19 protein-coding genes are annotated in these 26704 nt (G+C 41.5%); 9 read left to right on the forward strand and 10 right to left on the reverse strand.

All coding sequences use genetic code 11. From position 1 onward, the window contains the following. Window positions 1-36 precede the first annotated feature (36 nt). Entirely contained in the window at window positions 37-1065 is a 1029-nt protein-coding gene (egtD, locus tag PL9631_RS12620; RefSeq protein ID WP_083620775.1) for an L-histidine N(alpha)-methyltransferase, read from the reverse strand. 126 nt (window positions 1066-1191) lie between these two features. Between egtD and gatB the strand changes: the two genes are divergently transcribed. After that, a complete protein-coding gene (gatB, locus tag PL9631_RS12625) occupies window positions 1192-2676 on the forward strand; it encodes an Asp-tRNA(Asn)/Glu-tRNA(Gln) amidotransferase subunit GatB (protein WP_083620777.1) in 1485 nt (494 codons plus the stop codon). Window positions 2677-2984: 308 nt separating this feature from the next. Here the strand turns inward: gatB and PL9631_RS12630 are convergent, their stop codons facing one another. Further along, window positions 2985-3236, reverse strand: a complete 252-nt coding sequence (locus tag PL9631_RS12630) for a hypothetical protein (protein WP_083620779.1) — start codon at window positions 3234-3236, stop codon at window positions 2985-2987. 161 nt (window positions 3237-3397) lie between these two features. On the opposite strand from PL9631_RS12630, the gene PL9631_RS12635 reads away from it, so the two are divergent. Beyond that, the gene (locus PL9631_RS12635; RefSeq protein WP_083620780.1) at window positions 3398-3919 is read left to right on the forward strand and encodes a hypothetical protein; all 522 of its coding nucleotides are present in this window, start codon (window positions 3398-3400) and stop codon (window positions 3917-3919) included. A 140-nt stretch (window positions 3920-4059) separates the two neighbouring features. Further along, window positions 4060-4818, forward strand: coding sequence for a CorA family divalent cation transporter (locus PL9631_RS12640; RefSeq protein ID WP_083620782.1), 759 nt, complete (start codon window positions 4060-4062; stop codon window positions 4816-4818). A 164-nt stretch (window positions 4819-4982) separates the two neighbouring features. On the opposite strand, the gene PL9631_RS12645 is transcribed toward PL9631_RS12640, so the two are convergent. Both PL9631_RS12645 and PL9631_RS12650 read right to left on the reverse strand, forming a co-directional pair. Continuing rightward, window positions 4983-5327 (reverse strand): phospholipid-binding protein, encoded by a 345-nt coding sequence (locus PL9631_RS12645; RefSeq protein ID WP_083620783.1) that lies wholly within the window; start codon window positions 5325-5327, stop codon window positions 4983-4985. A gap of 41 nt (window positions 5328-5368) precedes the next feature. Beyond that, window positions 5369-6820, reverse strand: coding sequence for a serine/threonine protein kinase (locus PL9631_RS12650; RefSeq protein WP_083620785.1), 1452 nt, complete (start codon window positions 6818-6820; stop codon window positions 5369-5371). Window positions 6821-7029: 209 nt separating this feature from the next. Between PL9631_RS12650 and PL9631_RS12655 the strand changes: the two genes are divergently transcribed. From PL9631_RS12655 to PL9631_RS12665, 3 genes are all read left to right on the forward strand, one after another. After that, window positions 7030-9762: a class I SAM-dependent DNA methyltransferase gene (locus PL9631_RS12655; protein WP_083620786.1), complete on the forward strand. Its 2733-nt coding sequence runs from the start codon at window positions 7030-7032 to the stop codon at window positions 9760-9762. 141 nt (window positions 9763-9903) lie between these two features. Then, complete coding sequence (argH, locus tag PL9631_RS12660) at window positions 9904-11298, forward strand: argininosuccinate lyase (RefSeq protein ID WP_083620788.1); 1395 nt, start codon at window positions 9904-9906, stop codon at window positions 11296-11298. Between the two features lie 288 nt (window positions 11299-11586). Next, window positions 11587-12324, forward strand: coding sequence for a response regulator transcription factor (locus tag PL9631_RS12665; RefSeq protein WP_083620789.1), 738 nt, complete (start codon window positions 11587-11589; stop codon window positions 12322-12324). A 436-nt stretch (window positions 12325-12760) separates the two neighbouring features. On the opposite strand, the gene PL9631_RS12670 is transcribed toward PL9631_RS12665, so the two are convergent. Together PL9631_RS12670 and PL9631_RS12675 are read right to left on the reverse strand one after the other, a co-directional pair. Next, window positions 12761-13525 carry a PHP domain-containing protein gene (locus tag PL9631_RS12670; RefSeq protein WP_407947582.1) on the reverse strand — a complete coding sequence of 255 codons (765 nt, stop codon included), beginning with the start codon at window positions 13523-13525 and terminating at the stop codon, window positions 12761-12763. Window positions 13526-13877: 352 nt separating this feature from the next. Next, window positions 13878-15059 (reverse strand): HetZ-related protein, encoded by a 1182-nt coding sequence (locus tag PL9631_RS12675; RefSeq protein WP_083620791.1) that lies wholly within the window; start codon window positions 15057-15059, stop codon window positions 13878-13880. A gap of 575 nt (window positions 15060-15634) precedes the next feature. Here PL9631_RS12675 and PL9631_RS12680 point away from each other — a divergent pair. After that, complete coding sequence (locus PL9631_RS12680; protein WP_083620792.1) at window positions 15635-16894, forward strand: GTP cyclohydrolase II; 1260 nt, start codon at window positions 15635-15637, stop codon at window positions 16892-16894. A 244-nt stretch (window positions 16895-17138) separates the two neighbouring features. Next, window positions 17139-18371 (forward strand): URC4/urg3 family protein, encoded by a 1233-nt coding sequence (locus tag PL9631_RS12685; RefSeq protein ID WP_083620921.1) that lies wholly within the window; start codon window positions 17139-17141, stop codon window positions 18369-18371. A gap of 171 nt (window positions 18372-18542) precedes the next feature. Here the strand turns inward: PL9631_RS12685 and PL9631_RS12690 are convergent, their stop codons facing one another. Together PL9631_RS12690 and PL9631_RS12695 are read right to left on the reverse strand one after the other, a co-directional pair. Beyond that, entirely contained in the window at window positions 18543-20174 is a 1632-nt protein-coding gene (locus PL9631_RS12690; RefSeq protein WP_083620794.1) for an MSCRAMM family protein, read from the reverse strand. 472 nt (window positions 20175-20646) lie between these two features. After that, window positions 20647-21639 (reverse strand): ribose-phosphate pyrophosphokinase, encoded by a 993-nt coding sequence (locus PL9631_RS12695; RefSeq protein WP_083620795.1) that lies wholly within the window; start codon window positions 21637-21639, stop codon window positions 20647-20649. Window positions 21640-21825: 186 nt separating this feature from the next. On the opposite strand from PL9631_RS12695, the gene PL9631_RS12700 reads away from it, so the two are divergent. Continuing rightward, window positions 21826-23808 (forward strand): serine/threonine-protein kinase, encoded by a 1983-nt coding sequence (locus PL9631_RS12700; RefSeq protein WP_083620797.1) that lies wholly within the window; start codon window positions 21826-21828, stop codon window positions 23806-23808. On the opposite strand, the gene PL9631_RS12705 is transcribed toward PL9631_RS12700, so the two are convergent. Both PL9631_RS12705 and PL9631_RS12710 read right to left on the reverse strand, forming a co-directional pair. Then, on the reverse strand, window positions 23785-26265 hold the full coding sequence (locus PL9631_RS12705) for a response regulator (RefSeq protein ID WP_083620798.1): 2481 nt from the start codon (window positions 26263-26265) through the stop codon (window positions 23785-23787). The genes PL9631_RS12700 and PL9631_RS12705 overlap by 24 nt on opposite strands. Window positions 26266-26303: 38 nt before the next feature. Continuing rightward, window positions 26304-26522 (reverse strand): hypothetical protein, encoded by a 219-nt coding sequence (locus tag PL9631_RS12710; protein WP_083620799.1) that lies wholly within the window; start codon window positions 26520-26522, stop codon window positions 26304-26306. Between the last annotated feature and the right edge of the window lie 182 nt (window positions 26523-26704).

A 26704-nucleotide genomic window follows, 5' to 3' on the forward strand; every position in this document is an offset into this window, starting at 1 on the left:
CTTTAAGATTCAATGCTTCCTTGAGGTCACTGAATCTTAAACCACCTTTAATTGATACAAAATCAAACCAAACCATTGATTTTCGTCTGTCCAAGTCTTGACAGAAACTAAGCCTAAATCCTCTAATTCCGCTTGGATTTTTTCCAGTTCAAACTTGCGAGAAATTTCCGTATGAATGGTTTCTTCGGCGGCAAATTCAATGGCTAAATTGAGCTTTTTAAGTTCAACAGTTTGCGATCGCAAGCTTTTTAAGTGCATTTCAATTTGATGGTCGGTCTGATTATAAAATGCTAAATGTTCAAAGTTCTGTAAATCAAAATTCCCTTCAAACAGATGGTTTAAATGTTGCAACATATTCAGGTTAAATGCTGCTGTCACCCCCTGGTTATCATCATAAGCAGGTTCTAAAATTGATGGGGATTTGTGTAAATCAACCCCCAATAAAAAATAATCCCCCGGTTGCAAAGCCTCCACAATATGGGAAAAGAAAACATGGCATTCTTCCGGTTTTAAATTGCCCAAGGTACTGCCAATAAACCCAATCATTCGGGCAGGGAGGGGAGAAGGATTTAGATGTTTTAAAGCCGTTTCATAGGTACTCACAATTCCATGAATATGTAGCGTTGGGTAATTTTCCAACAGATTATAAGCACTTTGCTCTAAAATTCCACCACTAATATCAATGGGTAAATAATGCAACGGATGATCTAAATCTCGATAAGCGTCTAATAGAATCCGAGTTTTTGTAGAACTCCCACTTCCCAATTCTACAATTTCACAGGAGCCAGTTAAATGAGCAATTTCTGAAGCATAATTTTGTAAAATTTTTGTTTCTGTACGGGTTAAATAATATTCGGGTAAATCACAAATTTTTTCAAACAATAATGATCCTTGATCATCATAGAAATATTTAGGCGGTAAGGTTTTTGGGCTTTGGGTTAACCCCTGAATCACATCCTCTCCGGCAGCAAGGGGACATTTTTCTCGAAAGGTGTCAATCTTTAACCGAGGGTTAACCCCCGTACACTTATTAGGTGATAAGACGGGAGAATTAGGAATTACCATGATCAAACATACAAACTCAGCTTAAGATTAGTATTTTACAGTATTTTGTCTCGATAAAATATTACAATCTCTCGAAAATTGCTATAATATAGGGAATAGTTGTTAAAAAAATTCTGATGGATGTCTATGACTGCTACTGCACCTGTTAAAACAGAATACGAAGCGATTATTGGGTTAGAAACCCATTGTCAATTGAACACCGAAACCAAAATTTTCTCCAATTCCTCGACGAAATTTGGGGCCGATCCTAATATGAATATTGACCCGATTTGTATGGGATTACCCGGTGTCCTACCTGTCTTAAATGAAAAAGTCTTAGAATATGCGGTAAAAGCCGGGTTAGCCTTGAATTGTGAAATTGCCCCTTACAGTAAATTTGATCGCAAACAATATTTTTATCCTGATTTGCCCAAAAATTATCAAATTTCTCAATATGATTTACCCATTGCCATCAAGGGTCATTTAGAAATAGAAATTGTCGATGAAGATGGCAGTGCAACTCGCAAAACTATTGGGATAACTCGCTTACATATTGAAGAAGATGCGGGAAAATTAGTCCATGGTGGAAGCGATCGCCTTTCCGGTTCTACCTATTCAATGGTTGATTATAATCGGGCGGGTATTGCTTTAGCTGAAATTGTCTCTGAACCTGATATTCGTTCGGGACAAGAAGCCGCCGAATATGCCCAAGAATTGCGTCGCATCGTGCGTTATTTGGGCGTGAGTGATGGCAATATGCAAGAGGGTTCACTGCGATGTGATGTAAATATTTCCGTGCGTCCAGTGGGACAAAAAGAGTTCGGAACTAAAGTCGAAATCAAAAACATGAACTCTTTTAGTGCCATTCAACGGGCGATTGATCATGAAATCGAACGGCAAATTAACGCCATTGAAACCGGGGAAGAAATTGTTCAAGAAACTCGGTTATGGGAAGAAGGAAGTCAACGTACAATTAGTATGCGGAAAAAAGAAGGATCAAGCGATTATCGCTATTTTCCTGAACCCGATCTTCCACCGATTCAAGTATCTGCTGAACAACTCAAAACCTGGAAATCTCAACTCCCCGAACTTCCCGCAGAAAAACGCCATCGCTATGAATCAGAAATAGGATTATCCCCCTACGATACCCGCGTATTAACGGATGATCACCCGGTTTCTGAATATTTTGAAGCCACAATTGCCGCCGGGGCTAATATTAAACAAGCGGTAAATTGGATTATGGGGGATATCACAGCCCATCTGAAAAATGAAAAATGTAGTGTTACTGAAATCGCCCTAAAACCTGAAGGATTAGCGGAATTAATTGCTTTAATTGAAGCGGGAACTATTAGCGGTAAAATTGCTAAGGATTTATTACCGGAATTGTTAACTCAAGGTGGATCTCCTAAAGTTTTAGTGGAAGCTAAAGGGTTAATTCAATTATCCGATCCTACAGCTTTAGCAGAAATTATTGATCAAGTTTTGATTGAAAATCCCAAGGAATTAGAACAATATCACGCCGGAAAAACTAAACTCCAAGGATTTTTTGTCGGTCAAATCATGAAAAAAACTGGGGGGCGGGCTGACCCTAAACTCACTAATCAACTATTAGGAGAAAAACTCAAAAAATAAGGACTTTATAAATTACCTAAGATTAAAAGGAGGTTAAAACCAATGCAAAAGTATGAACGTGATCGCTTTTATTGGCGAATGGGTTTTGTTTTGATTTTTTCCCTTTTAGCTTGGGGAATATTCCTGATAATTCCTTAGTTTTTTAGATGTTTCTCTGGTTCCAATGCAGAGCATTGGAACGCTAGTTTTGAGGCTTCGCCTCCTATTATTTGAAGCAGAGTCTCCATTAATAGTATTTCTAGGTATAACCTAGAAACCAGATCAAGGTTGGGGTTTAGAGATGCTCAAACCCAACCTTAATTTCACGATTAATCAGATTTTGGACTAAAAAATAATTGATTAATTTTACCAATTGCCCAACTCAAAATTGCTCCCCCCATTAAAATCCCAATGGCCGGAGTAAAGACAGGTTCCCAAAGTTTATACCATAAATCCAACCCCAGATTAACTTTAAAAGAATGGCCTAAAACCGCAACCACTAACCAAAAAAAACTGAATAATACAAAAAAAACATTAGCCACTAAAACTAGATTTAACCATTTAATCAATTGTTCTTTCATCGTTTAAACTCAACTAAAAATTATATCAATCCATTTTCTTGAGACTATTTTAAGCGTTAGAGGGATTTTTTTGCAAATATTAACTCAAAATTTGTAGACAAACTTAACCTAATCTTTGTTACAATAGATCCTAGCAGTTATAGTAGGCAGTTTTTGTTAATATGGTTCGCTACACCCTAGCTCAAAGTCCCGAAATCGTTCTTACCGTCCGTGGCAAAGATTCATCTCAAGCCCGGGAGAAAGCGATGGACAAACTGATGGAATTGATGGATACGGGAAAACTGCCAACGGAATTGGAAGAAGGCTTTAGTCCCCAACAGTTTATCGAAGTCAAAGAACCCGATGATAGTCCCTTAGAAGAAGAAGATGCAATTTCCGAAGCGGTGCAAATTCTGAGTAATTTGGCTTCTTTGAAATTGAAAATGATGGAATCAAGGGAAGAAGCCTTAAAAGTGCGAGAAGCAATTGATATTTTGTTCACAGATCAACCTGTGACTGTGGAAGAAATAACCGAGTTAAAAGATGGATTTAAGGTGTTAAAAAATTTCGCGGTTTCTAATCTTAGATATCGAGAAGCTAGGGGCAAAGCTGAAGAAGCTAGAGCCGTTTTAGATGAAGCATTAAAGTCTTCTGAACCCGAACCAAAACCCGAACATCCTCACGGAAAAAAAGACAAAAAATAACCAGTTGTAGGGGCGGGTTCATCACGATTCCCGGTAATTAACAAAAGTCTAAAAGAACCTGCCCTTACCAGTTATTAATCCAAAACCCTGTTACTGAGCGAAGTCGAAGTATTACCCATTACCCATTACCGATTACTCTCATGAAATTACCCCTGACCTGGAATCTTCCCGTCACAATTTCCGATCGCTTGGGTCAAAAAAGTTTTGGTAAACAACGGGCTATCGTAGCGGAAGATAATCTATTATTAGTATTACACAAAGCTCCAGAAACAGGCGATCGCGATCGAGATGCCGTATTATTTTGGCGAAAACCCGATGGTCGTTGGGAATGTAGTAAAGGCGGTGTGGCACTGCAACAATTAACCAATCATATTAAAGAGTATAATTCAGCCGAAGAAGAATTAAATCAATTCTATAAAATTGCTAAAACAGCCGAAGATTATTTTACACTCTTAGAAGCGATTACCCCCCTACAGTTAGCAATAGAAAACCTGCACGCTACCTTACAAACCGCCAGAGAAGCCATACCTCAAGATCGAGATCTAATTGATTTAAGAGATGGGGCTTATGAAATTGAACGTACCTTAGATATTCTTTATATTAACACAAAAAATGCTCTGGATTTCAAAGTCGCCAAAGAAGCAGAATCCTCAACTAAAGCAGCCAATCGTCTTAATACTTTAGCCTCAATTTTCTTTCCGCTAACGGCGATTTCCTGCGTATTTGGCATGAATTTAACCAGTGGTCTTGAATCCCAATCTGTCCTAATATTTTGGATCATTTTTTTAGCGGGAATCTGGTTAGGATTAATAGTTAGACAATGGGTGCTTACCGGAACAATTTCTAAATTAAGTTTTAGCAAATTAGCAATAGATTTAAAACGAGGATTGTCAGATTAGACAGATTTATAGATTTATGCTGTTTAGATGATATCTCCTATAATTAATATTAATATAGCAATTATATAAAATATTAATTATTCGGAAAATAGCTATCATGTTTGAGAATTATGACCCAAAAGTAGGCGATAATTTTCAAACATGAAACAGCCCTGCCAACTCCCCTACTCAATCGTCACCTGGGAACTATCAACAGTCAGAGTTCCGGCTTGAAATTCGGCAATATTGATGGCTTTTTCCAGAAAACCTTGACTGGGGACTTTTCCCTTGAGAACCACAGTTGCACCTTTTTGGGACACCCACAGGGAACCAATATCGTTAAGTTCGGGGTCTTCATCAAAGGCTAAAGTCACCCGTTTAGCTAACCCGCTTTCATCATATTCTCCCGCAATTCCAATTCTTTCGGGGGGAAGGGAAGCACTGGCCGCCGCCTGTTGTACAGCATCATTGGGAGGTTTGATGGGAGTATCACCCGTAATTTCGCCAAAAATACGTTCAAACCATGCCATAAAATTACATATCCTAAGTTGATTAATAATAATATTTTAGTTTAATGGAGATTTGTTTGAGAAGCAAGCCATTTCTGCAATTCTTGTTTTAACCCTTTTAATTCTTCTTCGGGTAATTGATGCCCAAAACGATAGGTTTTGCGACGGGATAAAAAGAAAATATTGGGTTCTTGGGTGACAATTTCTAAGCTGGGATAAAAATTACCCTGATTATCGGGGGTTCTAATTAAGTTAATTTGTTGAATTTGGGAGATTTCTCCTTGTTTGCGAAAGGGTAAATAAGATAACCAAAAAATTTCAAAGGTTTTATTATTAAAATTTAGTCGAACTTTTTCAAAGGGTTTATAATCAATAATAGCTTTGTAAATTAATCCGATTATCCCCACGGGAATACCTAACAAAATTAAATAGAATAGAATAACTAACCCTAAGTCAAACTGTTCCCAGATAGCTGGATTTAGAATAGTATAAAGTTGGTAGGTGCTTAAACAAGCGATCGCACCTAATCCCAATCCTTTAATTATAATCGAACCCGGAACAATTTCCCAACCCTTTTTAACTAAATTGATCTGATTTAATAAAAATTTCTGGACTGGAGAAATATATTGTAGGGAAAATTGAGACGGAATATCAACTTTTAACTGGTCAGAAGATTGGGACAACTTTAAACGAGGTTCTGAGGTTTTTTTGAAAAGCTGTTTTGGTTGGTAATTTAACGCATATAAAGCCATTTGAGCAGTTGCAAAACGAGATTCTACTGCGGGTTCTATTAAGGTTTCTAACCAACTTTTAAACGCCGGATCTAGGATATCCCCGTTGAACTTCATTTTAAACTTTTCTTGAGGTAATTCCGCCGGAGGAACACCCGTTAACAGATGAATTAATGTGGCTCCTAAACTATATAAATCGGAAGATTGAACGGCTAAACCGCCAAATTGTTCAATGGGAGTATAACCAAAAGTTCCCACAACGGTAAAACTTGATCCGGGGGTTCTGGGTTGAATTTGTACCGAACCTAAATCAATTAAATAGATATGATGATCTTCTCCCCAAATCAAATTACTCGGTTTAATATCCCGATGTAAAATAGGGGGATGAAGTTGATGTAAATAATTAAGATTTTCTAAAACTTCAAATCCGATCCAGTAGAGTTGTTGTTGAGTAAATAGATGATGATTGTCTAACTTTTTTTTGAGAGAATCACCCGGAATATATTCAGTAACTAAAGCAAACCAAATATTTTGATCATCTAGGGAAAAATAATCTCGATATTTGACTAAACGGGGATGATTTAATTGTTTTAAAATTTGGGCTTCTCGCTCTAATAATTTCAAATCTTCCCATTGCATTGAACCTCCCAAGGCTAATAATTTAACAACGGCTTTATCTTTCAGTAATAAATCATCCGCTAACCAAGTTTGGCGAATAGGATTTTCATTAATTTGGCGTTTTAGGCGAAACCGATGGTTAAGTAAAGTTCCCGCAGTTAGCATTATTTCTAAAATATAAAATAGAGGTTAATATAATAGTATAGCTAAAAATTGTTTTGTGTTGTTTGGGGTGGCGATCGCAGTCTATAATAATAGAGGTAAAAGTGATCTAAAATTAATGGCGACTTGAAAACAACTGATTCAACCCAAAAAACAACTATAATCATCATTATAGATGCAAAACAGCTTATTATCCATACATAAATAGAAGAATGACAAATACACTCACTAATATTAACACCTTTATTGACTACGCCAAAAGTTTGAAGGGAGACGAAAAAGGAGAGGCGCAAGTTTTTTGCGATCGCCTATTTCAAGCATTCGGTCATCAAGGCTATAAAGAAGCTGGAGCCGAACTAGAATATCGGGTAAAAGCCAAAGGAAAAACCACCAAATTTGCTGATTTATTGTGGCGACCTCGGTTATTATTAGAGATGAAAAAACGGGGCGAAAAACTAGAAAAACACTATCAACAAGCGTTTGAATATTGGTTGGAATTAGTCCCCCAACGTCCTAAATATGTGGTGCTTTGCAATTTTGATGAATTTTGGATTTATGATTTTGATCTTCAGCTTAGGGAACCCGTAGATCGGGTGAGTTTGGAAGAATTACCCGATCGCTTTACCGCCTTTAACTTTCTATTTCCTGAAAACCGACAGCCTTTATTTAATAATAATAAAATTGATGTAACTCGCAATGCAGCTAATAAAGTAGCTCAAGTTTTTAATCGCTTAGTAGAGCGAGGAGAAAAAGTAGAAACGGCTCAACGGTTTATTCTTCAATGTGTAGTGGCTTTGTTTGCTGAAGATATTGATTTACTTCCGAGAGGTTTATTCACTGAATTTTTAACCAATTGCCAAACTAATCGATTTAGTTCTTATGATTTGATTGGGGGTTTATTTCGACAAATGGGAAGCGATCGCCCGGCTCCTAAAGATAGTCACTATCATAATGTATCCTATTTTAATGGGGGAATTTTCTCAATTGTTGAACCCATACACCTGACCCGAAGCGAAATTGACCTATTATTAGAAGCAGCAACCGAACGCTGGTCAAAAGTGGAGCCTGCGATTTTTGGCGGGTTATTTGAGTCGAGTATGGGTAAAGAAGAACGTCATGCTTTAGGCGCTCACTACACCAGCGAGGCAGATATTCAAAAAGTAGTATTACCCACGATTATCCGCCCTTGGCGAGAACGAATTGAAGCTGCAAATACCTTAAAAGACTTATTGGCACTGCGGCAAGAATTAATTAATTTTAAAGTGCTTGATCCAGCCTGTGGGAGTGGTAATTTTCTCTATGTTGCTTATCGGGAACTCAAGCGAATAGAGGCACAATTGCTGACTAAGATTCATGAAAATTTTACCCGTGCTGCTAATACAATTGGTACGATGTCCTTAGTAAAAACTAGCCAATTTTACGGTATTGATATTAAACCCTTTGCGGTGGAATTAGCCAAAGTAACCTTAATGCTGGCTAAAAAATTAGCCCTAGATGAAGAAAATCAGTCCCTGAATGTGGTGCAGATGAACTTAGCATTAGATATGGATAAAGCCTTACCTCTTGATAATTTAGATAAAAATATTCGCTGTGATGATGCTTTATTTTGTGAGTGGGAACCCGTTAATATAATTATTGGTAATCCTCCATTTTTGGGTGGCAAACATATTCGTTTAGTTTTAGGTGATCAATATGTTGATCGCATTTTTGCCAAATTTCCTGATGTAAAAGATGTGGATTTTTGCACTTATTGGTTTCGCCTTACCCATAATCATTTGGGGGAAAATTGCCGTGCTGGTTTAGTAGCAACTAATTCTATTTCTCAGGGAAAAAGTCGTAAAGTTTCCTTAGATTATATTACCCAAAATGGCGGCTATATTTATGATGTTATCTCTACACAACCTTGGTCTGGTGAAGCTAATGTACATATCAGTATTATTAATTGGCTGAAAACTTCTGAAAATCAAGCATTAACTTACCGGATAGATCATAAAATTGTCTCTAACATTAATTCTGCTTTGAAAGCCGAGGTTGATGTTTCTCAAGCCGTGCGACTGAAGGCAAATCTTAACTTGTGTTTTCAAGGTGTGATTCCCGTTGGTAAAGGATTTCTTATAACAGAAAAAGAAGTACAACAATGGATTAAAATCGATTCAATAAATCAAACAGTTCTCAAACTATTTTCGATGGGAGCAAACTTAGCAAAAAATCCTCACGGTAAACCTGATCGATGGATTATTGATTTTAATGATATGACTTTAGAAGATGCTAGTGAATACCAACTTCCTTTCAACCATGTTAAAACCCATGTAAAACCAGAAAGAGATAAAAACAGAAGACAGACCACAAAGTTGAATTGGTGGAAATATGGTGAAAAACGTCCCGCAATGCGAAAAGTTCTTGCTTCTTTACCTTATTGTTTCGCTGTCCCCCGAGTATCGAAATGGGCAATTTTTATTCCATTCTTATCGAACTATTTAGCAGGTGATAAATCAGTTGTTGTGGCTTCTGATGATTTTTATGTTCTTGGTATTCTAACTTCTGGCACTCATCGTATCTGGATGCACGCACAAAAATCCACACTTGGAACAACTATTGCCTACACTCACAATACTTGTTTTGAAACCTTCCCTTTTCCTCAAAATTGCCCCGAAAAAACTAAAACTGAAATTCGAGTAGCAATGCAGACTATCCATGATTATCGCACCGAACAAATGGAGCGCAAACAGTGGGGAATTACCCAACTATATAACCAGTTTTTTAATGAATCTGCTAGTCAACTCGCTAAACTTCATGCCCAATTAGATCAACTTGTTTGTCAAGCCTACGGCATCAAAACCAACGATGATCCCCTAAAGTTTCTATTAGAATTAAATTTAGAAGTCGCAAATCGGGAATCTCAAGGTTTGCCAGTTGTGGCTCCTGGTTTGCCACCTAGTGTTTAAGGGGAGCAGTTTTGACCCGATATCATTCCCCAGAGTCAACAGCCCCGGCGTCCCCCCTTGTGTTCATGATGAACTTTTTGGGGTTCCCATAAGACGCTTGACTATGTAGTGTTGAGAACAGAATCAAAAAAAGCCAAATTTATGACCACAACAAACTCGAAAACTTGGAGCCAACGGTTTGAGAAATCTCTGCATCCTGCGATCGCAGAATTTAACGCCAGTATTAGTTTTGATATCCAACTGATAGAATATGATTTGACCGGATCAGTTGCCCATGCTAAAATGTTAGCAAAAACTGGCATTATTAGTCACGATGAAGCCGAAAAAATGGTTTCCGGTTTAGAACAAATTCGTCAAGAATATCGGGAGGGAAATTTTAATCCGGGTGTTGATGCTGAAGATATTCATTTTGCCGTTGAACGTCGCTTAACGGAGTTAGTGGGAGATGTCGGTAAAAAACTCCATACAGCGAGATCTCGCAATGATCAAGTGGGAACCGATACCCGTTTATATTTACGAGATCAAATTCAACAAATTCGCCAACAATTAGTTGATTTTCAAACGGTATTATTAGATTTAGCTGAAACTAATGTGGAAACTTTAATTCCGGGTTATACCCATCTGCAACGAGCGCAACCTATTAGTTTAGCCCATCATTTATTAGCCTATACGGAAATGTTAAACCGAGATTGGGAACGGTTAGGAGATGTTTATAAACGGGTTGATATTTGTCCGTTAGGAAGTGGAGCTTTAGCCGGCACAACTTTTCCCATTGATCGCCATTATAGCGCGGAATTATTGGGGTTTGGTCGGGTTTATGCTAATAGTTTAGATGGAGTCAGTGATCGAGATTGGGCTATTGAATTTTTGAGCGCGGCGAGTTTAATTATGGTACATTTAAGCCGCCTGGCGGAAGAAATTACCCTCTGGGCTTCTCAGGAATTTAGTTTTGTGACTTTGACCGATAGCTGTTCCACGGGTTCGAGTATTATGCCTCAAAAGAAAAACCCCGATATTCCTGAATTAGTGCGGGGAAAAACCGGGCGGGTTTTTGGTCATTTACAAGGGTTATTAGTGGTGATGAAGGGATTACCTTTAGCCTATAATAAAGACTTACAAGAGGACAAAGAAGCGTTATTTGATGCGGTTAAAACTGTTAAAGGTAGTTTAGAATGTATGACCATTTTAATTGCCGAAGGCATAGAATTTCGCTCTAGTCGTTTAGCCGAAGCGGTGGCGGAAGATTTCTCGAATGCAACGGATGTGGCTGATTATTTAGCCGCCCGAGGAATTCCCTTCCGAGAAGCCTATGGTTTAGTGGGAAAAGTAGTGAGAACTTGTTTAGAAGCTGGGAAATTACTCAAGGATTTAACCCTAGAAGAATGGCAACAATTACATCCTAAATTTGAAGCGGATATTTATGCCGCGATCGCTCCTCGTCAAGTGGTTTCGGCTCGAAATAGTTATGGGGGAACAGGGTTTGATCAGGTGAAACAAGCCCTACAAAATGCACGTCAACGGTTGAATAATTGTTAGGAATTACGAATTACGAATTACGAATTACGAATTACGGATGGGTAATTGGTAATGGGTGATAGAGTTTAAATCCATAATAGTTAATCAGTCCTAGGCCGATTGCTCTATTCTGGATCAGACTCCCAAGGAGCGATCGCTCTTTGCAAAAAACAAGCGATCGCTCTCCAATTCACAAGATAATAGTTTTGTCAAGTTCTGCTAAAACTGTAAAAACCGTCCTTTTAACCGATATAATTCAATCAAGAATTTCGCTAAAGTGAGAAAAAAGGTTAAATTTAGGTCAATATAATGTCTAGTCCGATTAATCCTCCCGAATCTGAAGTGGTAGTTCCTCAAGTTCCTGCTAGATTGTTATTAGTAGATGATGAACCCGGATTGCGAGAAGCCATACAAGCCTATTTAGAAGATAGTAATTTTAGTGTGGATACCGCCAGTAATGCCAAACAAGGGTGGGAAATCCTACAGCAAAGTTTACCCGATTTAGTGATTACTGATATTATGATGCCGGAAGTGGACGGCTATCAATTTTTGAAACAAATGCGGGAAGACCCCCGTTTTAAAGCCTTACCCGTTATTTTTCTCACCGCAAAAGGCATGAAAAGCGATCGCATCCAAGGCTATCAAGCCGGGTGTGATGCCTATTTATCTAAACCCTTTGATCCCGAAGAATTGGTAGTAATTGTTAAAAATTTATTAGCCAGACAAGCAGCCCTTAGAAATAGCAGTAGCGAGGGAAATCCCGATATTGCCACTTTAGCGGGTCAAATTGCCCGCATTGAAAATATGTTAAAAGGCAAAAGTGGAATTCATCAAACCCCACCCCCGATTAAAATTGATTTAACCCCCCGAGAACAGAGTGTTTTAGATTTAGTCGCCAAAGGATTAATGAATAAAGAAATAGCCCGGGATTTAGAAACCAGTGTTCGGAATGTGGAAAAATATGTTAGTCGTCTGTTTACAAAAACCGGAACTAATAGTCGAACAGAATTAGTCCGTTATGCCCTAGAACACGGTTTAACTCAATAAAGAATCTTGAAGAAAAGTTACATAAACTTAAAATTTAGCCAGATTTTGACTCAAGACTAATGGGAGTCTGTTAACTTAAAGGAAGTAGATCTTAATCATTTATTTATTATGATGAAAGTTTCTCAACCTCCCAACAAACCAAAACAACAATCCATCGGGATGATTGTTCTGTTCTTTATTTTGATGATGGGAATTTTAGCAATGATGATTCTCAAAGGCGGAGTCTAACAACAATCTATTTTTGATGGGCAGAAATACTGGGTTATTGATCCGGCTGCGATTATCTCCAGCCTTTCTGCTGTCGGATTTTATCGGCTTGAGGAATAGGGTTAGTCAGAAAAATGACCCAACCCTAATGGGGATGGGAAGGAGAAATCCTTCCTCTTTTGCTGTTTGGGGAATTGGTATGATCACGGCTTCGCTTAACTCCCAAACTTCAAAGTCGCAGTAGCAAATCACGACCATGGGTATCCGTACCGCAGGTGTTTAGTAAACCATAGCCATCTGCTAACTGTTTGACTTCGTTGGTAATTTTAGCGGTGGATAACCAAGGATTAGTATGACGATAGGCATAATAGACCTCAATACCATCAATCCCTAAATGAGCCGCTTCGGTAATTAATTCGGGCACCGGATGACGATAACGGGCTGGATGGGCTAAAACCGCTAATCCTCCCGCCTGTTGAATCGCATTAATCACATTTTTAGCAGCATAGGCATCGGTTCCCAAGGTGGTGTAACCTTGCAGATAGGGTTGCAAACCCCTGGAATCGGGATCGAAAGCATAACCGAGAATATGAACATCCACAGCCAATAACCGGGCATTAATTTCTACTCCCGTCCATAACCGAGGTGCTTGATTCACCCGTTTAGGATACTTATGTTTCCAGTGGTCTAACCACTTTTGCGCTTCTTTGTACCCTTGGGTACTATGATGATCGGTAATGGTCAGTCCTTTTAAACCAATTTCAATCGCCTGTTCCATCACTTCATAGGGTTCTAGTTGCCCATCTGAACGTCGAGTATGGAGGTGAAAGTTATAGGACTTGGGGCAGCTTCTAGCATTCAAGGTTTGAAAGACCTGTTGCAGTGAAGACCGATCTTGAGCGGGCGGCATCAATAAGGGTGATTCCACAAATCCCGCTTGGATGTGAAACCACCCCGACAACGATTCAGAATCTGAGGTTAGATTAACACTCATACCGTCTTAATCTTAATAAACTGTTACTATAATCTACTGTATCGAATTTATTGGGCAGTTGCTACAAGATACGGTTAAGATTGACCAATTTTAGATTTAAAATTCTTATATAAGGGAATTAGGAATTAGGAATTAGGAATTAGGAATTACGAATTACGAATTACGAATTAGGAATTACGAATGGGTTTTGGGTGATATTCAGCCAGCGAGGACGCACTGCTACGCAGGGCTAACGCCAACGCACTGCTTCTTCTCCCCCTGCCTCCCCTGCTCCCCCTGCTTCCCCTGCCTCCCCTTCCCCTGCTCCCCTGCTCCCCCTGCTTCCCCTGCTCCCCCTGCTGTCGGCGCTCCATTATACTAAGGCCTCGCTGTTGCGGTAGTTGAAAGCCAGGTCGAGGAGTTTTGCCCAGCGTTTTTGAACTTGTTTGGGGGTGCATTTGAGGATAGAGGCGATCGCTTTATCGCTTTCTTCTTGGTTTTTAAGGTGTAATAACTGTTGGTCATCGGCGGATAATTGGGCTTGGAAGGCTTGCCATTGTTCGCTGGTCATGCCCAATTTTTGGTTAATATCGGCCCCTAACCATTCATGGACGAGTTTCCAGTTGTTAGACCGGGCAAATTTTTCAACGTGGTATTTAAACCGTTGTTGCAGATAGTCCCGTTCACGGGCGGTTAACCCCAGAGCTTTATCAATATCACAGGCTTGCAGATCTTGCATTTTGAGTTTTAAATATTTAACACAATCGGTTTGTCCTTGGGATTCTAAATATTGAATTAGTTCATTAATCACGCGATCGCGCAATACACTTTCCGCCGGATCAACGGTTTCAGAAACCATTTTTTCCCGAATTTGCTGCATCGCCGAGGTTCGACTTTGGGCTTCAGATTCTTCGGTTTTGCCTCCTTCAACCGCTAATTCAATATCCATAGAAGTTTCAGGGGGTTGACCTTTAGCAAACCCTTGGGCACGTAACACAATTAACCGTTGACGGTTGCGACCGGGTAAACCGATCTGACGTTTGGCATACTGTTCGGTAAAGGCCATATATTCCGCCAATTCTAAACGGGTATGGGGGGTATAATTGGCTTCCATTTGGTGTTCCCGACGAAAAGCCCGCAGAGACTCAACATAAAATCCTTGTAAAAAATCTTCAATTAAGTTGTAACGGGCTTGGAAACTCAACTGAGACTCAAAGGAAGCCACGTGGCGGTAGACCATCGCCGCCAGGTGGGAATGGAGTTCTACCCGACCTTGACGGGAACCGAGTTTGTAATATTCTAAGCACTTTTGCAACCGATGACGGGCTAGACTTAACTGCCAGGTTTGCACATCGCCGGAGGTTTGAATCCGGTTGCTTTTTTCACAAATGCGCTCTACTTCTAGGGCCATCCGTAGTGTTACTGTCCGACCACTGGCGGGAAGGGTTTTAACGATTGTTTGCAATTCTTGTAATAAGAGTTGAGCTAGGGCTTGGGGATTAATAGAATTAATAGTAACTTCAGAATCTTGAATCGAGATATCTTGTGCAAACATGATGGGTTTCCTTGGGTAAAGCACTGTGTACAGAAGGCGAGAGTTAAAGGCGGTTTGGTATTTCCTGATTCAACTCTCTACACTTTGAATAGTAGAAGCACCCCCTTTGGAGTAGTGAGATCAATGTTCCACTCTCTGATGTAACTAATTAGATACCTGGGTTTATTCTCTACATCGTGCCCTAGTGCATCACCCTGAAAGCCTTATTTAATAAGTATTACAACCCTATTTTATTTTTCCAGATCACAGCCGATTTTTCCCGGGTTGCCGATACTATCAATAGACCGGTTCCATAACTGGCTACTATGTACCTCAAGGAGTCAATGTATTTCGTTCAAGCCCAGACTCTATCTAATACAGGACTTACGCACCCAACCAAAGAAACCGGGTTTTTTTACGAAAATACTGCGTTGTTACCCACTTATGTTCTAAAAAACCCGGTTTCTCGGGCCCCATGCGTAAGTCCTATAATAATGAATTTAGGGATTTGCGCCCTTTGATTTTCGGTCATTGGCATCCCAAAAGACCCCCCATCGGTCAATAATAGGGATATCCGAATATCATGGGACACAACAATGGCCAACCCAAAGCGAGATCCAAAACTCAGGCATATTGTTTTGACATCTCACCCCACCTCCTACGGGACTAAACCCATTCCCATTGACTGGGGAAACGCCGATCCTGGCCAACGGAGCCCCCTGATCGGCACCTTGACCGATCCGAGCCATCGCAACGTTATTGGCACACATTCGGGCTCCTACGCCATTTATCGGGCTTTAGCCGTTGTTCAGGGAAGCCTGAAAACCGATCACCGTGCTGACTTAACTAACACATCCCCCTTTGTCAAAATTGGCCCCTACCCCAGTTGGGCTGATCCGGGTAAAATTGTCGCCCTTGATCCTTTTGGGGCAGTAATTGGGGAAGCATTTACCGAATATTTGGAAAAAGGCTATGATATTCGCCCCACTATTGCGATTACCAAAGCCCATATTAATATGCCCGAATTATATGAGGCTGCCACCAAGGGACGGTTAACAATTGATGGTAAAATCATGAAAGAAAATGGCGATTTAGTAGTAACAAAAGCTGCTATTGAACCCGTTTGGTATTTGCCAGGAATTGCCCAGCGTTTGAAAGTGACAGAAAGTGATTTACGTCAGGCATTATTTGAACAAACTGGCGGAATGTTTCCTGAGTTAATTACCCGTCCTGATTTACAAGTATTTTTACCTCCGATTGGCGGAGTTACGGTTTATATTGTGGGAGATATGGCGGCGATTAGTGATCCCGATCGTCCGGTGGCGGTTAGAGTCCATGATGAGTGTAATGGATCGGATGTTTTTGGGTCGGATATTTGTACCTGTCGCCCCTATTTAGTCCATGGAATTGAAGAATGTATTAAAACAGCCCAGGAAGGCGGTGCAGGGGTGATTGTATATTATCGAAAAGAGGGCCGAGCGTTGGGAGAAGTCACGAAATTTTTAGTTTATAATGCCCGTAAACGTCAAACCGGAGGCGATCGCGCCGATGCCTATTTTGAACGGACAGAATGTGTGGCTGGAGTTCAAGATATGCGACTTCAAGAGTTGATGCCGGATGTCTTACACTGGTTAGGAATTACTCGGATTGACCGTTTAGTTTCGATGAGTAATATGAAATATGATGCCATTATAAATTCTGGGATTGAAGTTGTCAAACGGATTGCTATTCCTGATGATTTGATTCCGGCGGATGCTCAAGTGGAAATAGAAGCAAAAAAAGCGGCTGGGTATTATACGGAAGGGGAAGTTTTAGACCCGGAAAGTTTACTTGAGATCAAAGGTCGAGATTATTAACCCGTTGTTGCGCTTAAGCGCACAAAATCCTAAGTTAATGGGAATGGGGAATGGGGAATGGGGAATTACGAATTACGAATTACGAATTACGAATGGGGAATACTTGTATTTTATCCTTTAATGTTTGCTACAAACACTTGATCGGGTAGCTAATCACTTTTTTCTATCCTCTATTCCCTATTTTCTTTCCCCCTATTCCCTGTTCCCTGTTCCCTGTTCCCTTGCCATGGAATATAAGATTAAAATGCAGAATCAAGAAAATGCGATTGCCTATTTTCGTTCTCCTGAAGCTATTCGAGAACGGTGTAATTTTATCTTTAATTTAGCTTTATCTAATCAGTTAAAACTTTTTCGCTATTATCCAGAAAAGTTAGAATTTGTTGCTAATTTTGTTTTAGATAATATTCATCAAAACTACCCGGATTTGAATGTTCCTTTCCATTCTCGATGGCGACATTTTGAGGTTGGGAATATTCCTCGGATGCAAAACTTACAAAAACAATTCAATGATTTATCCCCGATTGAACAAACCCAAGCTAAACTTGATTTAGCTATTATAAGTGTATTACTCGATGCTGGGGCGGGGGAAAAATGGCATTATCAAGAATCAGAAACAGGGTTGATTTGGCGACGTTCTGAAGGGTTAGCGATCGCCAGTTATGAAATGTTTAGTCAGGGTTTATTTTCCAGTGATCCTGCATCTCCGTTACAAGCTGATGCTCAGGGATTAATTAATTTAACAGAATCCCAATTAATAGCCGGATTTCAAGTTAATAAAAATAATCCTTTGACGGGAATTAAAGGCAGATTAGAACTTTTAAAAAAACTCGGAGAAACTTTATATCATTATCCGCACTTATTTGGAGAAAATAATCCTAGACCCGGGAAATTAGTAGATTATTTTTTAACTCAAACCCAAAATAATCAACTCAGTGCTGTGATTATTTTAACCGCTATTTTAGAAGGATTAGGAGATATATGGCCGGGACGATTAACCATAAATCAAGTTAATTTAGGGGATGTTTGGTATTATCCTGGATTAGAAATCTTAGACTTAGAATATCCCTTTGTTCCTTTCCATAAATTATCTCAATGGTTAACCTATTCTTTACTGGAACCTTTACAGGATTTAGGATTAGAAATTATTGATTTAGATCAATTAACTGGATTAGCAGAATATCGCAATGGGGGATTAATTTTAGATTTGGGATTATTAGAATTAAAAGATATTAATTTATCCGAACAACAACACAAACCCGATGCTAGTGTGATTATAGAATGGCGATCGCTGACGATTATTATACTCGATAAAATTGCTGAAATTATTCGCCAAAAATTAAACCTTACCCCCCAGGAATTTCCCTTGGTTAAAGTCCTACAAGGTGGCACCTGGAATGCGGGACGAGAAATTGCTAAACAACGGCGTTTTGATGGTTCTCCGCCCCTGAAGTTAGACAGTGATGGAACCGTATTTTAATTTAACTATGCCTTGAGCAATTAGTTTTTATGGCTAAAATTGATTAATAAAAAAGTAGAAATGCGCCCATAGTCTGACAGCATTGTGGCAGGCTTGGCACATCTCTACAGAAGTCAAAAAGTCAGAATTAAGAAAAGAATTTAATTCCTAATTCTTAATTCTTAATTTCGATTAAGCGGCTAAAGGGGGAACGGTTTGAACCCATCCAGGTTGTTGAACTTCGCGCAACACATAATTACCCGGAGCAATGTTAGCAAAAACGTAGCTACCATTGGCATTGGTTACGGTTGTCGGTTCTGTGGGTTCAAGAATACCGTTATTATTGGCATCAATATAAATTGTCCACCCCTGTAAAGGGGTTTCACCCGCATCAAACAAACTGTTGGCGTTGGTATCATTGAACTTGATGCCACTCACGGAACCGAATTGACGGTTACCAAAGTTGATGGCTGCATTTGTGCCACCAGTAATGCCAACGGGGCCAGGATTTGGTGTGGTTTGTGTCCATCCCGGTTGCTGAACTTCCCGCAGGGTATAATTTCCTACCGGAACGTTCGCAAAGGTATAGCGACCACCCGCGCCTGTAACGGCAGTTGCTTCTGTGGCGTCAAGCGTGCCATTGCCGTTGGCATCAATAAAAATCGTCCACCCGGGTAGGGGGGTTTCACCCGCATCGAACAGGGCATTGGCGTTCGTGTCACTGAACTTTAAACCGGTGATCGTGCCAAATTGGTTATTTCCGAAGTTAATTCCGGTGACATTAGCACCACCTGTTAAGCTGATCGTGCCAGGGTTAGGGGTTGTTTGCACCCATCCAGGTTGCTGTACTTCCAGAACGTTATAGTTACCCGGAGGAATATTCGCGAAAGCATAACCGCCGGTGGCATTGGTTACGGTGGTGGGTTCTGTGGGTTCAATGATTCCGTTACCATTGGCATCAATAAAAATCGTCCAGCCCGCTAAACCTGGTTCTCCGGTATCGACACTGGCATTACTATTCAGGTCATTAAATTTGATCCCACTAATGGAACCAAACTGACGGTTTCCAAAGTTGATAATGGCATTGGTTCCACCACTGACGCCAATCGCACCCGGATTTGGTGTGGTTTGTGTCCATCCTGGTTGCTGAACTTCGCGCAGGGTATAATTTCCGGCGGGAACATTAGCGAAGGTATAACGACCATCGGGGCCGGTTAAGGTCGAGCCTTCTCCGGTGTCGAGAATCCCATTATTGTTACCATCGACAAAAATTGTCCAACCCTGTAACGCGACTTCTCCGGCATCAAATAGGGCGTTACCGTTATTATCATTAAATTTGATTCCGGTAATCGTGCCAAATTGGTTATTGCCGAAGTTAATTCCGGTGATATCTACACCTCCAGTTACGCCCACAGGGCCGGGGTTAGGGGTGCTTTGTACCCATCCGGCTTGCTGGACTTCTCTGATGGTATAGTTGCCTGGAGTTAAGTTGGTGAAAGCATATCCACCATTAGCATTTGTAACTGTGGTGGGTTCTGTGGCTTCTAGGGTTCCATTATTGTTAGCATCAATAAAGATTGTCCATCCGGCTAAACTGGGTTCTCCAGGGGTCAGCAAGGCATCTCGATTGAGATCATTAAATTTAATTCCACTAATGGAACCTAATTGAGTATTACCAAAGTTAATTCCGTTAAGGTTTTGTCCTGCATTCACCGAAATGGGAGCAGGGTTTTGGAGACCTACCCTAGTCATGGGATCAGCAGCACTGTCTGCGAAGATCGCAGAAGTCGAGCTAGAGGGAAATAAATCAAAAGAATCAGCCATAAAATCAATTGTCCTTTTATGATGGGGAATTGACGACCCTTTCTGGTTGTTCTAACGATCACCCAGAATCTGGGTATCATGCTACCCTATATTTTGTTTTTCATCTAGTTAAAAATTCAAATAATTTATAAAACTCAATTCAGACAGCCAGATAACGGCTGTGATTTATCGGCTAATCAAAGAGTTAAAATTTATGAATCCAACCTAATCTACAGAATTCTAACCAAGAAAGAAAGTCCCATCGGATGTGTTTATAATTTTTGACTCAATTAACCTTAAAATTTCTGCTTGTCTACTCATAAATAACAAAGCTGTTTAGTATTTAAAGTACCTACTTTTGAGGCTAAAACTCCTGACTGGCTTAGATACCCTAAAAGACTTTGATCCTTAACCGCTTATCGGTCTGCTCCTTATAGAAACAGACGCGCCCTTGCACGTCTAGCCCACTGATAACCGATAACTGATGAATGATTTAACGGAACATACTGCTCACGGAGCTATCTTCATGAATTCGCCAAATCGTTTCACCGACTAAATTGGCAACGGACAAAACCTTTAACTGATCAAACTGTTTCTCGGGTACGATCGGAATCGTATTAGTCACAATCACTTCTTCCAGTAGCCCACCCGATAGGCGTTCAACGGCGGGGGGAGAGAACACCGCATGGGTGGCGCAGGCGTAAACTTGACGCGCCCCTTCTCGACGCAATAAACGGGCTCCCTCAGAAATTGTACCCGCCGTATCAATCATGTCATCGACTAAAACGGCGGTTTTACCCTTAACATCACCAATCACATTCAGAACTTCGGCGACATTATGGGCTTGACGGCGTTTATCAATAATCGCTAAAGGGGCATCATTGAGTTTTTTAGCAAAGGCTCTAGCCCGGGCGACTCCACCGACATCGGGGGAAACAACTACCAGATCGGGTAATTGTTTGCTGATCAGGTAATCCAAAATTACCGGAGAACCGTAGACATGATCAACGGGAATATCAAAATACCCTTGAATCTGGGCCGAGTGTAAATCCATGGCCAGAATCCGACTAGCACCCGCTTCAGTAATCAGGTTAGCCACTAATTTTGCGGTGATTGACTCGCGACCTGCGGTTTTGCGATCGGCTCTAGCATATCCGTAATAGGGGATAACGGCTGTAATTTGGCGGGCAGAAGCCCGTTTACAGGCATCGATCATGATCAATAACTCCATCAGGTTGTCATTGACCGGATAGCAGCAGGGTTGGATCAAATAAACATCACAGCCTCGAATAGATTCTTGAATCTGGATGTAAATTTCTCCATCGGCGAATCGCTTACGAACCATTGGCCCTAAGTCAATTCCTAAATAACGGCTTACCTCTTGGGAAAGAGGAATATTTGCCGAGCCTGAAAATAGTCGTAACCGACCATGATCAGCAACCAATGGCTCAGAGTAAGGAAGGGGTAATATAGCAGAACGGATCACAGCGAACCCTCACAGTTCATTCACAGTTCATTTGTCAAAATTTTATCATGAATTTATCAGTAATCGGTAATCCATAATGGGTAGTTAGTAATCAGTTTTAACCGTTAGGACTGTGCCTAAGCCCTATAATATAAGGGATTAATTTTTTTATTAGTGGTTTTTCCCCCTACTCGCCGCCATTGAAGCATGACTCAAACTGCTATTCCCGTTGGAACAATTCTACAAAACCGTTACCGCTTGATTAGCATTTTAGGTCAGGGGGGTTTTGGTCGTACCTATTTAGCCGAGGATCAGGGACGGTTTAACGAGCGCTGCGCCCTGAAAGAATTTATTCCTGTCCAAACTGGAACCTACGCCCTGGAAAAGTCCCAAGAACTTTTCCGCCGGGAAGCGCAAATTCTCTACCAAATTCGTCATGCTCAAATTCCCCAATTTGGGGCGGTTTTTGAAGAAAACCAACGGTTATTTTTAGTTCAAGATTATGTAGAGGGCAAAACCTACCATGCCCTATTAATGGAGCGAAAAAATGCCTCTGCGGGTTTACCTAAAACCTTTACAGAGTCAGAAATTGTTTTATTTCTCAGGCAAATGTTGCCGGTTTTAGCTCATATTCATAATTTAGGAATTATCCATCGAGATATTTCTCCAGATAATATTATTTTACGTCATCAAGATCAACTCCCAATCTTAATTGATTTTGGGGTAGTGATTGAATTAGCTACCCGGATTAATACCCCTGATTTAACCTTACCTCCGGCGACTCGGGTGGGTAAATTAGGTTATGCACCTTTTGAACAAATTCAAACCGGACAGGCTTTTCCTAGTAGTGATTTATATGCTTTAGCAGTGACGGCAATTGTTTTATTAACGGGTCAGGAACCTCAATATTTATTAGATCAAACGACTTTATCTTGGAATTGGCAACCCTATACTCAGGTTAGTTCTAATTTCGCTCAAATTATCGATAAAATGTTAAGTCGGCAACCGAGCGATCGCTATCAATCGGCCCCAGAAGTTGAACAAGCCCTACAAACCCTGAATCTACCGTTAAACATTCCCCCGACCCAACCCCATCAACCCCGTCCGACATCCACTCCCCAACCCGCGAACCCTGATTTTTCTCAACTGCCCACCCTGGCGGTCGGACGGCCGTTAGTGACTCAACCCAGGCAACAGCAAGCTCAGAATTCTCCGGTAAACCCCCCTTTGCCCTCTGCCCCAACCCCTGACCCTGATTTTTTGGGATCTCAACCCATCTGGGAAAAACCGGCAACCTTGATTGTGGTGGGGATTATCGTGGCTTGTTTAGCCGCCTGGGGGTCTTGGGCTTTGGTTAAGGGATTACTCAGGGCCAATGATCCGTCCCCGGATGATCCTGCTGCACAGGTGAATCCACCCATCGCCAGTCCGTCTATTCCCTTACCAGGACTGCCGCCACCGACTTTAACCCCGCCCCCGAATTTACCATCTGCGCCACCTACGCCCGTTGCCCTTGTACCAGCCTCCTCGACAGAACGCCTGAATTTAGCCGTGGGGGATGCCCAGGTGCTTGAGGGAAATCTCCAAGCGAGTCAAGTAATTAATTATGTGGTTTCTGCTGAAGCGGGACAACAGTTTTATGCGTCTGTGAGTGGGGAGGGAGTGTTACTCACCCTGATTGGCCCCGATCAACAGCCGATTAATCAAGAGGGGGCGGTGTCTTTATGGCAGGGAACTCTGCCAATAACCGGAGATTATACGGTGATTCTCAAGCCCATTCCCGGACTACCGAAAACTGACTATAAGTTAGAGTTAACCTTGATTAATTCCCTTCCCCCGATTATTCCCCCAGAACCGGAACCCGAACCCCTTCCCACTGCTGAACCAGAACCGATACCTCAACCAACTTTTGCACCAGAACCGATACCCCAACCAACTTTTGCACCAGAACCGATACCTCAACCCACCTTTGCACCCGCACCACAACCTACACCGGAACCCACGCCCGAACCTACACCCGAACCTACACCCGAACCTACACCCGAACCTACACCCGAACCTACCCCACAACCTACCCCACAACCTACCCCACAACCCACACCCGAACCTACCCCGGAACCTGTTTTAGAACCAAGTCCCGCCCCGGAACCTGAGAAGGAAGGAACCCTAGAACCGAGTCCGGTTCAGTGAAACTGAATCTAAACCTACCTGACCCGATACCAATACTCGATTTCGTCCCATTGCCTTAGCTTGGTATAGGGCGGCATCGGCTGCTACATAAAGTTCTTGCAATTTAGCACCATTCTGAGAATATTCAACGACTCCCGCGCTAAAAGTAACCCGAAATGTCTGATGATTCGCACCAGTAAACTCATGCTGACACCAGGTTTCCAAGAAGTCATTCAGTCGCTTTGCCCCCTGCTCTCGGGTTATACCATATAGACCTAAAACAAATTCCTCGCCGCCCCAACGAGCTACGATATCTTTACCCCTAAAAAACTGCTTTAAGTATCTTCCAAACAAAGAAAGAACTCTATCTCCTATCTCATGACCGTGTTGGTTGATGTGCTTAAAGTGGTCTAAGTCCAGAATCATAAAACATAAAGGCTGATTTTGGCACTCTGCCAGATGTAGTAATTGCTCTAGTTCTAAGATAGATTTGCGCCGGGTTGCCGTCCCAGTTAGTTCATCAATGTCGGCAAATCGGTGTAGAATTCGGGTTCGTTCCAGACGGTTTAGGATACGAGCCATCAGTTCCGGCCCAACAATCGGTTTCTGGACGTAATCATCTGCACCGACCGCAAACACCTGATGTACAATTTCAGGATCTTTATGACCGGAGAGAAACAGCACAGGTAAATCACTCCAGCGCGGATCACTGCGAACAACCTGACAGAGTTCAATGCCACTAAAACCAGGCATCTCTATATCTAAAATCAGCAGGTCAGGTACAATGGCCGCCAGGGTTTGCCAAAATTCCTGGGGGTCTGCCAAGGTTTTGACCTGAAAGCCCCAAGGTGTCAACAGATTATATAAAGCTGCCAGTATGTACAGATCGTCATCTACAATTAGGATTTTGGCTTCTGGCTTCTGGCTGCGGTTGAGTTCCTGAGTCGCCACTTTAACAATTGCTTCCGCGCTAACGGGTTTCTCTAAAAAGATATTTCCGCCCAAACGCGCTACTTCCACCCGATCTTTTAATTCATTTTTGGCTGTCAGGATTAATACGGGAATGTTGGGAGCTTTTTGTGCCAGTTCCGCCAGTAGGGTCAGCCCGCTCTCCTGGGTGTGGGAAAAGGTGGGGTCTAAAACAATAATATCAGGTAAATGAGACGAAATTGATCTTCTTGCCGTTGTCGGGTCTGTTACTACTTCCACCTGAAAACCCCAAGCCCTCCCTTCCAGTTTGATCTGTTCAGTCAACAGGACATCATCATCGACAACCAGCAACCGACCTGACCTCATCTTGAAATTGGGAGTCGTTGCTTCCGTAGATGGTTTGTCTTCCACAGTTTGCTTGAGACGGATCACCAATTCTTCAAGCTGCCGGGCCTGATTTTTACCCAAAGGCTCTGAGTTTAGCAACTGTTCGATCTGTCGCGCCACCTCTGAACCTTTGGGTACGCCCAAGGAACCTAGTGAGCCAATCAAACGATGAGTTTCTGCCTGAACAGAGGCTCGCAGTTCCTGATCCAGAGTTCCGGTAGTGAGTTGGGCGATCGCTTGCTCGAATAGCACCATCCGCGCTTCCCAACTCTGTTTAAATTGACCCCATACCTGTTGCAAGACTTCCTGCAATGAGGCTTGAGCTTCCCGCTTGTCGGCGGTCGCGACGGAAATTGGATCTGATAATGTCTCTATGGGTTCCATCTCCTGTTCAAACCTCCTTGGAAAAGGGCAATCTTCCCGAGTTTCTGTATCCAATTCTTTTTCCATTCCTCTTACCAAGGCGAGAGAGGGATCATTTTTTTCGGTTGGTACTTTCAGCCGATAGCCAAATCCGTAGACAGTATCAATTAAATTTGTACTGATTCCGGCTGCTTTGAGCTTCTGGCGCAAACCCTTGATGTGGGTGGAAACTGCATTTTCTTGCGGAAATTCATCACTAAGCCAGATGTGGTCTAGGATGGCACTCCGGCTGAAGATCCGCCAGGGATTTCGCAGGAAAAGCTCTAATATGCCGTACTCTTTCGGGGTCAGGTGTACAAGATTTCCTTGATAAGTCACTTGGCAAGCATCTGGGTGAAGTTGAAGATCTTCCCAGGTCAACACCGTTTTTAAGGTAGAATTGCCGCGTCGCAGTAGGGCCTGAATCCGAGCAATTAATTCTGATAGTTCGTAGGGCTTGGTCACATAATCATCGGCTCCAGCCTCTAAACCCCTAACCCGGTCGATAATGCTTTCCTTTGCACTTAACAGTAAAATCGGTATTTGTAAGCCCAGCGATCGCAATTGGCGACAAAGACTAATTCCATCCAGACTAGGAAGCATAATATCCGACACGATTAGATCGTAGTGAATGGCTTGAACCAGTTCCAAAGCCATGCTACCATCCGCCGTTGTCTCAACTGTATAGTGATGGGTCGTGAGTTCTTGTGCGAGGATATTGGCAGTCGTCTGATCATCTTCTACTATTAGAATTTTCATGAACTGACTCCTTTTTTTACCTCAATGAGTCTCAAAGTTTACAATTGATTGAAAACTAAAGCTTTTTGTTTAGCAGTATTAACTTTAATCAAGCTACTGTAAACACTCAGGTGAGGGGCTGTTTCTGATGATTTACCTAAAAGACTATCATAATCGGGCATTTCTTGATAACAATGTCGGCAAAACCAGTAAACTCCTTTGGAACGAATGTGCCGAACTAAAGTATCAGAACAACAAGGGCAATTAGGAATTGGCATTTTATAATCTTTTCACTCCTTAAAATAGAGAATCGGAATTTTTATAGGGTGTTTTTATGTAAAAGAACTATAACAATCCTAAATAGGTGCTATAGGAAATTCCTATACTTTAAAGATTACGATAGAAAGTTGAGGAAACTTTGAGGGTAATGGGGAAGGGGTAATGGGTAATACTTCGACAG

This window comes from Planktothrix paucivesiculata PCC 9631 (genome assembly GCF_900009265.2).
GTDB lineage: Bacteria > Cyanobacteriota > Cyanobacteriia > Cyanobacteriales > Microcoleaceae > Planktothrix > Planktothrix paucivesiculata.